7 protein-coding genes are annotated in these 12074 nt (G+C 63.4%); 2 read left to right on the forward strand and 5 right to left on the reverse strand.

Annotated features, from left to right (window positions below):
* Positions 1–3586: alpha-2-macroglobulin (locus tag PMI07_RS06550; protein ID WP_024163620.1), on the forward strand; the 3586-nt coding region annotated here is incomplete at its 5' end.
* Between the two features lie 16 nt (positions 3587–3602).
* Positions 3603–5684 (forward strand): penicillin-binding protein 1C, encoded by a 2082-nt coding sequence (gene pbpC, locus PMI07_RS06555; RefSeq protein ID WP_024163621.1) that lies wholly within the window; start codon positions 3603–3605, stop codon positions 5682–5684.
* Between the two features lie 881 nt (positions 5685–6565).
* Here pbpC and PMI07_RS06560 read toward each other — a convergent pair.
* From PMI07_RS06560 to PMI07_RS06580, 5 genes are all read right to left on the reverse strand, one after another.
* A complete protein-coding gene (locus PMI07_RS06560) occupies positions 6566–7420 on the reverse strand; it encodes a dipeptide ABC transporter ATP-binding protein (protein ID WP_245277108.1) in 855 nt (284 codons plus the stop codon).
* On the reverse strand, positions 7417–8274 hold the full coding sequence (locus tag PMI07_RS06565; RefSeq protein ID WP_024163623.1) for an ABC transporter ATP-binding protein: 858 nt from the start codon (positions 8272–8274) through the stop codon (positions 7417–7419). The genes PMI07_RS06560 and PMI07_RS06565 overlap by 4 nt, the downstream gene beginning before the upstream one ends.
* A gap of 2 nt (positions 8275–8276) precedes the next feature.
* Positions 8277–9194 carry an ABC transporter permease subunit gene (locus PMI07_RS06570; protein ID WP_007758455.1) on the reverse strand — a complete coding sequence of 306 codons (918 nt, stop codon included), beginning with the start codon at positions 9192–9194 and terminating at the stop codon, positions 8277–8279.
* Between the two features lie 26 nt (positions 9195–9220).
* Complete coding sequence (locus PMI07_RS06575; protein ID WP_007758456.1) at positions 9221–10225, reverse strand: ABC transporter permease subunit; 1005 nt, start codon at positions 10223–10225, stop codon at positions 9221–9223.
* 157 nt (positions 10226–10382) lie between these two features.
* A complete protein-coding gene (locus PMI07_RS06580) occupies positions 10383–11978 on the reverse strand; it encodes an ABC transporter substrate-binding protein (protein ID WP_007758458.1) in 1596 nt (531 codons plus the stop codon).
* Between the last annotated feature and the right edge of the window lie 96 nt (positions 11979–12074).

Raw genomic sequence — 12074 nt, forward strand, 5'->3', positions numbered from 1 at the left:
CGAGAACCTGCCGCTCACCTTCGTTTTCCTGCGCCCCGATGGCGTCGAGGATCGGCGCATGGTCAACAACGGCTCGCTCGGCGGTTACACGCTCGACCTGCCGCTGCTTGCCACCTCCATGCGCGGCACCTGGACGATGCAGATCTTCACCGATCCCAAGGGTTCGGCGATCGGCGAAAAGACCTTCCTCGTCGATGACTTCGTGCCGGATCGCATCGAGTTCGACATGACCAGCGATGCCAAGGAAATCGCGGTCGGGGAGCCGGTGCCGGTCAATATCGACGGCCGTTATCTTTATGGGGCGCCTGCCGCGGGCCTCAATCTCGAAGGCGAGATCGCGCTGAAGACGACGCGCGAAAACCCGGCCTTCCCGGGCTACCAGTTCGGCCTCGTCGACGAAGAGGCAAGCGAAGCGGTCCGTATTCCGCTGGAGGAACTCGAACCGCTCGACGACGACGGCAAGGCAACCTTCGACGCGACCGTTGCCGAAGCGCCTTCGACGACACAACTGGTGAATGCCGATATCGTGGTGCGCATGCAGGAGGCGGGCGGCCGCGCCATCGAGCGTTCGATCACCCTTCCGGTCAAGGCGGAAGGTGCGCGGATCGGCATCAAGCCGGAATTCTCCGGCGATCTCGGCGAGAACTCGGTCGGCAATTTCACCGTGATCATGGTGGACGCCGCCGGCAAGAAGCAGGCTATCCAGAACCTGCCCTGGAAGCTGATCAAGATCGACCGCGATTACCAATGGTACCGTGACGGTTCGTCCTGGCGGTATGAGCCGGTGACCCGCACCAGCCAGGCTGCCAATGGCACGGTGAATGTCACGGTGGATGGCGGCAAGGTTTCCGTTCCGGTCAAGTGGGGCCGCTACCGGCTCGAGGTCGAAACCGCCGATATCGGCGGACCCACCTCCAGCGTCGAATTCGATGCCGGCTGGTTCGTGACCGCGACCTCGACCGAAACTCCGGACGCGCTGGAAATCGCGCTGGACAAGCAGAGCTACAAGGTCGGCGAGACGGCCAAGCTCAAGGTCTCGTCGCGTTATGCCGGCGAGCTGATGATCACGTCCGGTTCCGAGAGCCTGATAGCGGTCAAGACCGCGAGCATCGGCGCTGATGGTGGCGAGGTGGATATTCCCGTCACTGCCGCTTGGGGCGCCGGTTCCTATGTCACCGCGACGCTCTACCGTCCCGGCCAGGCGCAGGAAAGCCGCATGCCGATGCGCGCCATCGGCGTCACCTGGCTGAAGGTCGATCCGGAAAGCCGCGATCTGCAGGTGTCGATCACCGCGCCTGAAAAGACGCTGCCGCGCCAGCCGCTGAATATCTCGCTGCAGGTTGCGGGAGCGGGCGCCAACCAGGACGCCTATGTCACCGTCGCTGCGGTGGATGTGGGCATCCTCAATCTCACACGATACCAGCCTCCGGCACCGGACGACTGGTATTTCGGCCAGCGCCGCCTCGGCCTTGAAATCCGCGACCTCTATGGCCGTCTGATCGATGGTTCGCTCGGAGCCACCGGGCGGTTGCGCACCGGCGGCGATGGCGGCAGCACGGCGCTGCAGAGCAGCCCGCCCAAGGAAAAGCTGATCGCCTTCTTCTCGGGTCCTGTAAAGCTGGATGCGCAGGGCAAGGCGAATGTTTCCTTCGACATTCCGCAGTTCAACGGCACGGCGCGCGTCATGGCGGTCGCCTGGTCGAAGACCGGCGTCGGACATGGCGTCAAGGATGTGGTGATCCGCGACCCAGTCGTGATCACCGCCAGCCTGCCGCGCTTCCTTGCCCCCGGCGACCAGACCAATCTCAGGCTCGATATCGCCAACACCGATGCGCCGGCCGGCGATTACCAGCTTGCCATCACGACTAACAAGCCGGTTGCGGTCGATCAGAAGGGGACCGGAAAGATCATGCTCGCAGCCGGCGGCAAATCGGATGTCACGCTCGCGCTTCGCGGTGTCGAGCCGGGCGACGGGTCGATCTCGATCCGCCTTTCGAATGCGTCGGGCATGTCGCTGGACCAGGTCCTCGACATTCCGGTGCGACCGGCTGCGATGCCGATCACCCAGCAGCGGCTTGTGCAGCTGAAGCCGGGCGCCAGCGTCACGGTCGATGCCAACCTGCTCGCCGACAGCATCCTGCCGGGCGCCTCGATCAGCGTGAATGTCAGCCGTTCGACCGCCTTCGACATCCCGGCACTGCTGATGAGCCTCAGCCGGTATCCCTATGGCTGCGCCGAGCAGACGACCAGCCGCGCCTTGCCGCTTCTCTATCTCAGCCAGATGGCGGTGCAGAACGGCCTTGCGGACGATACGGAAGTCAAGAAGCGGGTGCAGGATGCGATCTATCGCGTGCTGTCCTACCAGTCCTCCGCCGGCAGTTTCGGCCTATGGGGCCCGGGCGGCGGCGATCTGTGGCTCGATTCCTATGTGAGCGACTTCCTCAGCCGCGCCCGCGAGCAGGGTTACGACGTGCCGGAACAGGCGCTCGTCCAGGCCCTCGACAGCCTGCAGAACTCGCTCGGCTTCACCAACAACGTCAAGGATCAGGGCAACGAGATCGCCTATGCGCTCTATGTGCTGGCCCGCAACCGCAAGGCCGCGATCAGCGACCTGCGTTATTACGCCGACACGATGCTGAACGACTTCCCGACGCCGCTCGCCAAGGCGCATATCGCTGCGGCTTTGGCGCTCTACGGCGATGCCCAGCGGTCCCGGAATATTTTTGCGGCCTCGCTGCAGATGTCGGAAGATGCGCAGATCCGCCGGGTGAGCCTGTCGCGGTCGGATTACGGCTCGTCGCTGCGTGACGGTGCCGCGGTTCTGGCGCTTGCCGCCGAAAGCCGGCCGGTGCCGCCGATCGTCCCGGCGCTCGCCACCATCGTCGCCAAGGAATGGGGGCAGAAGAAATATACCAGCACCCAGGAACAGACCTGGGTGCTGCTCGCCGCTCGCGCGCTGCAGAACGGCGACGACGGCTTGCGCCTGCAGGTCAACGGTGCCGATCATCGCGGCACGCTGATGTCGCAGATGACCGGCGATGCGCTGATCGGTCATCCGCTGACCGTCAAGAACAACAGCGCCGATCCGCTGTCGGCCTCGATCACCACGGTCGCGGCACCTGCCCAGCCGCTGCCGGCAGGTGGCGACGGTTTCCAGATCAGCCGCACCTACTATTCGATGGATGGCGAGGAGACGAATGTCAGTGAGGCGCAGCAGAACCAGCGTTATGTCGCGGTGATCACGATCACCGAAAGCAACAGCTGGCCGTCGCGCATCGTCGTCACCGACCTTCTGCCGGCCGGTTTCGAGATCGACAATCCGAGCATTGTTAACAGCGCGAGCCTTGCCAACTTCGACTGGATCGAAGAAGTGCAGGCGGCCCATACCGAGTTCCGCAACGACCGTTTCGTCGCGGCTTTCGACCGGAGCGCCGGCGACAACCGCGAGATCACGCTTGCCTATGTGGTCCGTGCCGTGACGCCCGGTGTCTATGATCATCCGGCTGCGCAGGTCGAGGACATGTATCGTCCGCAGTTCTCGGCCCGTACCGCAACCGGCAAGATGGAGGTGCTGGCCGCCCAATAAGCGGCAGCTCGTTCCGATGAAGCTCAGGTGGAAACTTTCGATCGGTCTGGTGGTCGCCCTCGTCGTCGCGGCGGGGCTGATCGTCGGCCTCGATGCCGCCGACAAAGCCTATCCGCCGCCGCTCGAAAGGGCGCGGGTGGTTTCCGCCGAAGTGCTGGATGCGGATGGCGAACTGCTGCGCGCGTTTGCGACGCCCGAAGGCCGCTGGCGGCTTCGCACGGCGGTCGAGAATGTCGATCCGCGCTTCCTGAAAATGCTGGTCGCCTATGAGGACCAGCGTTTCTACGAGCATGCGGGCGTCGATCTGTGGGCGCTCGGCCGTGCCGTGCTGCAGCTTGTTACCAATGGCCATGTCGTTTCCGGCGCTTCGACACTGTCGATGCAGGTGGCGCGGCTGATCGAACCCCGCGAAAGCCGTTCCCTGACGGCAAAACTCCGGCAGGTGGTGCGCGCGATACAGATCGAGCGTCGGCTGTCGAAGAAAGAGATTCTCGAACTTTACCTGACGCGTGCGCCCTATGGCGGCAATCTTGAGGGCGTGCGGGCCGCGAGCCTTGCCTATTTCGGCAAGGAGCCACGACGGCTGACCATTGCGGAAGCAGCGCTTCTCGTCGCCCTGCCGCAATCGCCGGAAGGCCGGCGGCCGGACCGGCATTTCAAGATAGCGAAGGCGGCGCGGGAACGGGTGCTGATGCGCTCGGCCGTCGCCGCAGTGACCGGCGATGGCGAGGCTGAGCGGGCGGCAGGGGACGGCATTCCGACGCGCCGGCTGCAACTGCCGGCTTATGCGGCGCATCTCGCCGAAGCGGCGATCCGCAAGCAGCCGAAGATCGAGCAGCACCGGACGACGCTGAAGCGCAGCATTCAGCAGGGGCTGGAACAGGTCGCCCGGGAAGCTTCGGTCAAGCTCAGCCCGAAGGTTTCGGTCGCCATGGTGATGGCAGATATCACCACCGGCGCGATCGTCGGCGAGGTCGGCTCGGCCGATTATTTCGATGCGAGCCGGTCCGGCTGGGTGGACATGACGCGGGTCAACCGTTCGCCGGGCTCGACGCTGAAGCCGTTCATCTACGGGCTCGCCTTCGAGCAGGGGCTGGTGTCCCAGGAGACGATCATCGAAGACCGGCCGGCGGATTTCTTCGGTTACCGGCCGAAAAATTTCGACATGACCTATCAGGGTGATGTCAGCGTCCGGCAGGCCCTGCAACTGTCGCTCAACGTGCCCGCGGTGCGGTTGCTGGATGCGGTCGGCCCCTCGCGGCTGATGATCCGCTTCCGCCGGGCGGATGTGCGGCCGGTCCTGCCGGCCAATGAGGCGCCGGGTCTGGCGATCGGCCTCGGCGGCGTCGGCATCACGCTCAAGGATTTGGTGCAGGCCTATGCGGCGCTCGCCAATCGCGGCAATCCGATGCGGATCGGCAATGGCATCGAGGATCAGCCGGGGATGATCGATGGCGAGCCGCTGCTCGAGCCGCAGGCAGTGTGGAACGTCGCCGATATTCTCTCGGACGTGCTGCCGCCGCAGGGCAGCCGTCGTCTCGGCATCGCCTACAAGACCGGCACGAGCTACGGCTATCGCGATGCCTGGTCGGTCGGGTTCGACGGGCGTTATGTGCTGGGCGTCTGGGTCGGTCGGCCGGACAATGGCGCGGTGCCGGGCATTGCCGGCTATCAGACGGCGGCGCCGATCCTGTTCGAGGCGTTTGCGAAATCCGGCGTACCGATCACGCCTCTGCCATCGGCACCATCGGGTGCCGTCCGCATTGCACAGCCCGAGCTGCCGATCAGCCAGCGGCGGTTCTCGATGACGGCGAGCGGGCTCATTTCCGCCTCGACGCGCGAGCCGGCGCCGCAGATCGTCTATCCGCCGGAAGGCGCGCGCGTCGATCTCGGGGCGCAATCGGGCGATATTTCGCCGCTGGTCCTGAAGCTGCAGGGCGGCCGCGCACCGTTCCGCTGGCTGGCCAACGGCAAGCCGCTCAGCGAACTGTCCCGTCGCCGGACCAGTGAATGGACGCCGGATGGCGCGGGTTATTCGACGCTGACGGTGATCGACGCCGCCGGCCGCGCCGCCAGCGTTCGAGTTTTCGTGGAATAGAAATGTTGGAGCTTCCGCGAGGAAGGCGTTCAAGCGTTCGCGCGCTTTCGGCCAACACTTTGGAGCCCGCGCAGTTACCTGCCGTGGCTCTGTCAAAGATCGGAGAGCCCACACGAATGCGGAACCTCAGTTTGTTTTAGTATGTGGCTCCGCATTCGCGTGGCCTTCGGCGTCTTTTCGGGGTGTCCCTCCCCTACAGGTGATCACCTCGCCTCGCTGCGTGGCTTTGTTCGCGGTCTCCTTTCGGGAAACCTTGCCACTTGCACGGCTCGACCGAACCCGGCCCGGCGGCCAGGGGGAGGCTTGATAGGGCAAGAGCCGGTTGCCCGACACCCGCCCATGGCTTTCACCTCTTCCACCATCCCCGCACGTTACGGTTTGGGTGAAAGCGCCGGCTCTCGCCTGCCCGCGAACGTCTCGCGAAACACTCCGGCGACGGAAGCGGGGCAATTGTAGGCGGAAGGCTGGAGGGCGTGGATGATGACGCAATCAAGCCATTGGAAATGCTGGGAAGCGGCGACGAATTATCCACGGGCAAGCATGGAAAGACAGCGTTGGAAGGCGTACCCCGCAATACCCCCCTCTGTCCTGCCGGACATCTCCCCCTCAAGGGGGGAGATCGGCCAGAAGCAAGGTTCTGCCCGACCAAAAACCTTGAAATTGCCGAATTCCACTCCCTGCCGGCTTCCTGCCCTCCACAAATTAGAAAGGGACCGCTGAGCACGCCTCCTTCGATCTCCCCCCTTGAGGGGGAGATGCCCGGCAGGACAGAGGGGGGTGCCTCACGGCACGATCTCTCTCAAATCGCCCAACAGCCGCACCCGTTCAACGCCCCAAAATCGGCTTTTCGGAAAGCGTGATGCGGTCGCTTCGAAGGGAGCTCAGGCTGCCGCTGCCGCCTTTTTCTTTTCGACGCGGGCACGGATCGACTCGATGTCCGCCTTCGGCGTCGCCTTGAAAAGCGTGCGCGTATAGTCATGCTTCGGGTCGGAAAACACCTCGTTGCGGGTGCCGTATTCCACCGCCTCGCCGAAATACATCACCATCACCTCGTCGGCGATGTAGCGCACCACCGACAGGTCGTGGCTGATGAAGACGTAGGTGAGGTTGAACTCGTCCTGCAGGTCGGCGAGCAGGTTCAGCACCTGGGCCTGGACCGAGAGGTCAAGGGCCGAAACCGGCTCATCGAGGACCAGCAGCTTCGGGTTCATCATCAGCGCGCGGGCAATCGCGATGCGCTGGCGCTGGCCGCCGGAGAACATGTGCGGATAGCGGTTATAGTGTTCCGGGCCGAGGCCGACCTTCGTCAGCATTTCGCTGGCGCGGTCGCGGCGTTCGGCAGCCGACATGTCGGTGTTGATCGCAAGCGGCTCGCCGAGCACGTCGCCGATCTTCTGGCGCGGATTGAGCGAGCCGTAGGGATTCTGGAAGACGATCTGCACCTTCTGGCGCATGTCCTGGGTCAGGTGGCCGGGGCGGGTGTCGACAATCTTGTTGTCGATCAGCAGCTCGCCGCCGGTGGGTTCGTCGATGAAGGTCAGCATGCGTGCAAGGGTGGACTTGCCGCAGCCGCTTTCGCCGACGATCGCCAGCGTCTTGCCGCGTTCCAGCTTGAAGGAAACGCCCTTCACCGCATGGATGATCTTCTTCGGCTTGAAGAGGCCGCCCGGCAGTTCGTAATCGCGCTTGATGTTGCGCACTTCGAGCATGGTGTTGTCGGTCATTGTCTCGCTCATGCGCTTACCCCGGGTGCGGGTTCCGGATTGCCCTCGAAGAAGGCGGAAACGGTGGTGAGGCGGTCGCCGGTGGCGTTTTCCGGCAGCGCCGCCAGCAGCGCCTTGGTATAGTTGCTCTTCGGGTTTTCGAAGAGGGAGAGCACGTCGGCTTCCTCCATCTTGCGGCCCTTGTACTGCACGACGACGCGGTCGGCGGTCTCGGCGACGACGCCCATGTCATGGGTGATCATGATCAGGCCCATGCCGTTTTTCGCCTGCAGCGCCATGATCAGGTCGAGGATCTGCTTCTGGATCGTCACGTCGAGCGCGGTGGTCGGCTCGTCGGCGATCAAAAGCTTCGGATTGCAGGCGATCGCGATGGCGATCATCACGCGCTGGCACTGGCCGCCGGACATCTGGTGCGGAAAATGGTTCAGCCGTTCTTCCGGGTTGGGCAGGCCGACCTGGCTGAACAGCTCGATGGCGCGGGCGCGGCGGGCTTTTGCGTCGAGGCCGAGATGGATGCGCAGCACTTCCTCGATCTGGAAGCCGACCGTGAAGCACGGGTTGAGGCTGGCGACCGGCTCCTGGAAGATCATCGCGATATCCTTGCCGATCAGCTTGCGGCGCTCGGCCGGGCTGATGTTCTGGATGTCGCGGCCTTCGAAGAGCATGCGGTCGGCGGTGATCTTGGCAGTCCAGGGGAGAAGGCCCATGACGGCGAGCATGGCGACGGACTTGCCGGAGCCGGATTCGCCGACGATTGCCAGGACCTCGGCCTTTTCGACCGAGATGGAGACGCCGTCGACGGCGCGGAACCAGCCGGTGGCGGTTTCGAATTCGACGGTGAGGTTATCGATTTGCAGAAGCGCCATGATCAGGACCTCTTCAGTTTCGGGTCGAGCGCATCGCGCAGGCCGTCGCCCATCAGGTTGATGGCGAGAACGGTGACGAGAATGGCGACGCCGGGGAAGGTGACGACCCACCAGGCGCGCAGGATGAATTCACGCGCTTCGGCAAGCATCGTGCCCCATTCCGGTGCCGGCGGCTGGGCGCCCATGCCGAGGAAGCCGAGGGCGGCCGCATCGAGGATGGCGTTCGAGAAGGAAAGCGTCGCCTGGACGATCAGCGGCGCGGTACAGTTCGGCAGGATGGTGCGGAACATCAGGCGAATGGGACCGGCCCCGGCAAGCCGGGCCGCGGTCACGTAGTCGCGGCTCTTTTCGGCCATCACGGCGGCGCGGGTGAGGCGCACGAAATGCGGCTGCAGGGTGAGCGCGATGGCGATCATGCCGTTGGTGAGGCTGGGCCCGAGGATCGCGACGAGCACGAGGGCGAGCAGCAGCGACGGGAAGGCAAGGATGATGTCCATCAGGCGCATGATGACCGTATCGATCCAACCGCGGTAATAACCGGCGATCAGGCCGACGATGATGCCGCCGGTGAGCGACAGCGTCGTCACGAAGACGCCGATGAACAGCGAATACTGCGCGCCGTAGATCAGGCGGGACAGGATATCGCGGCCGACAGGATCGGTGCCGAGCAGATAGGACGGGTTGCCGCCCTCGGCCCAGGCCGGCGGAAGCAGAGCGAAATCACGATACTGCTCGAACGGCGAATGCGGGGCGATGAGCGACGCGAAGATCGCCACGATGACGAGGGCGACGAAAATGATGAGCCCCAGAACGGCGCCGCGGTTTTCGGAAAAGTAGAACCAGAACTCGCGGAGCATCTGGCGGCGCATCGCGGCGCTGGAAACCGGCTCGGCGGTCTTGGTAACAGTGGTGTCGGCCATGGGATTTTCTCCTTCTTGGTGCCGGATCAATGTCGGATTCTGGGATTGATCAGCCCGTAGAGCAGATCAACGATGAGATTGACGAACATGATGATGGCCGCGATCAGGAGCAGGCCGCCCTGGATGACGGCGTAGTCGCGGCGGAAGACGCTGTCGACCATCCACTTGCCGATGCCCGGCCAGGAGAAGATCGTCTCGGTCAGGATGGCGCCGGCGAGCATGACGCCGATCTGCAGGCCGATCGTGGTGATGACCGGGATCATGGCGTTGCGCAGCGCATGGATGCCGACGACGCGGAAGGGCGAAAGGCCCTTGGCGCGGGCGGTGCGGACGTAATCTTCCGAGAGCACTTCCAGCATGGCGGAACGCGTCTGGCGGGCGATGACGGCGAGCGGAATGGTCGCGAGCACGATCGACGGCAGCGCAAGATGGCTGATCGCCGAGGCGAAGGCGCCCTTCTGTCCCGAGAGCAGCGAATCGATCAGCATGAAGCCCGTGACCGGCGGAAAGAAGAACATCAGCGAGATGCGGCCGGAAACCGGGAACCATTGCAGGGTGCCGGAGAAGAGGATGATCAGCAGCAGGCCCCACCAGAAGATCGGCATCGAATAACCGACAAGCGCAATGCCCATCAGCCCCTGGTCGAAGATCGAGCCGCGCTTGATCGCGGCGATCACGCCGGCCGGAATGCCGAGAGCGACGGCGATGACGATGGCACAGAAGGAAAGCTCCACGGTCGCTGGAAACAGCGCCCAGAACTGCTCGAGGATCGGTTTCTTGGAAACGATAGACGATCCGAAATCGCCGGTCAGCACGCCGCCGAGATAATCGAAATACTGGACGATCAGCGGCCGGTCCATGCCGAGCTGGGCGCTGATCTGGGCATGCCGCTCCGGCGACATGACGCGTTCGCCCGAAAGAAGCGCAACCGGATCACCCGGCAGAAGTCGGATAAATGAAAACGCAATGATCGAGACCCCGATGAAAGTCGGGATCAACACGGCGATACGCCGCAACAGGAAGCCAAACATTCGAAACCTTCGTGGTTTTTGGTTCGTGGCCGATTCACGGTTTTGTCAAGCCACGAAGACGGCAATCGTGGCGTCTTCGCCAAAATTTTGGCGTCTCATAAGAAAATGCCGCGGGAAACGCAACGCGTCCCGCGGCAAAATCGTCGCGAAGCAGAAATTACTGGGCGATATCGACAGCTTCGAAGGTGAAGTCGCCGAGCGGGCTCTGGGTAAAGCCGGTCACGCCCTTGCGCATCGGGACGACGGCGAGGGAGTGGTCGATGGTTGCCCAGGGAGCGTCCTTCTTGAAGATCGCCTGAGCCTGTTCGTAGAGCTTGGTGCGCTCGGCCTGGTCGGAGACGACCTTGGCCTTCTTCACCAGGTCGTCGAACTCCTTGTTGCACCACTGAGCGCGGTTGTTGCCGCCGACGGCGTCGCAACCGAGCAGCGTATCAAGGAAGTTGTCCGGATCGCCGTTGTCGCCGGTCCAGCCCATGATGGCGGCGCCATCGCGGTTCTTGTCCTTCGAACGCTGCAGGTATTCAGCCCATTCGAAAGAAACGATCTCGACCTTGACCCCGATCTTGGCAAAATCGTCCTGGATGATTTCGGCCGCGCGGCGGGCGTTCAGCATGTAGGGACGCGAAACCGGCATCGCCCAGACCTTCATGGAAAGGTCCTTGACGCCTGCGTCGGCGAGCATCTTCTTGGCCGCTTCGAGGTCGTAGGTGTCGTCCTGGGTCGCCTTGCTGTAAGACCACATGGTCGGCGGGATCGGGTTGACGGCGGGTGTCGCCATGCCCTGGAAGACGGCGTCGACGATCGCCTTCTTGTTGATCGCCTTGTTCAGCGCCTTGCGGACTTCCAGCTTGTCGAACGGAGCCTTGGTCGTGTTGTAGGCGAGGTAGGCGACGTTCAGGCCTTCCTGCTCCAGAACCTGGAGATTCGGATCAGCCTTCATGGCCTTCACGTCGGCGGCGTTCGGATAGGGCATCAGGTGGCATTCGCCGGCCTTGAGCTTCTGGTAACGAACGGCGGCGTCGGTGGTGATGGCGAAGACGAGGTCGTCGATCTTCGGAGCCGGGCCCCAGAAATCGGCGTTCTTCTTGTAGCGGATGACGGCGTCCTGCTGGTAGCCGACGAAGGTGAACGGACCGGTGCCGACCGGCATCTGGTTCAGCTGTTCCTTCTTGCTGGCCTTCTCGAGGCTGTCGGCATATTCCTTCGACAGGATCGACGCGAACGGCATGGCGACGTTGGCGAGGAACGGTGCTTCCGGACGGTTGAGCGTGACCTTGACGGTCAGGTCGTCGACCTTCTCGATCGACTTGATGAGCTTCGGAAAGCCCATGCCATCGGCATATTCCCAGGTCGCGCCGGAAATGTACTTGTTCCAGGCGTTCTTCTCGTCGATCTGGCGGCCGAGCGAGAAGACGACGTCGTCGGCGTTCAGGTTGCGGGTCGGCTTGAAGAAGTCGGTCGTCTGAAACTTGACGTTCGGGCGCAGCTTGAAAGTGTAGACGGTGCCGTCAGCGGAAATCTCCCAGCTCTGGGCAAGGGCTGCTTCCGGCTGGGTCGTGCCCGGCTTGAACTCGAGCAAGCGGTTGTAGATCGGATGTGCCGAAGCGTCGAAGGTCGTGCCGGCGGTATAGATGCCGGGATCGAAGCCTTCCGGAGAACCTTCCGAGCAATATACGAAGGTCTTGGCGCTGGCTGCGCTTGCGAAGAACGTTGCCGACAGCAGCGCTGCGGCAAGGGTGAGTTTGTATTTCATATGGATCTCCCAATGACCTGTGGCCGGCTTATGTGCCGTGCCCGGTTGATGTCTTCAGTTGGAATGGTGCGCTTTCGCGCCCAACGACTGGTATTT

It is taken from the genome of Rhizobium sp. CF080, assembly GCF_000282095.2.
Classification (GTDB): domain Bacteria; phylum Pseudomonadota; class Alphaproteobacteria; order Rhizobiales; family Rhizobiaceae; genus Neorhizobium.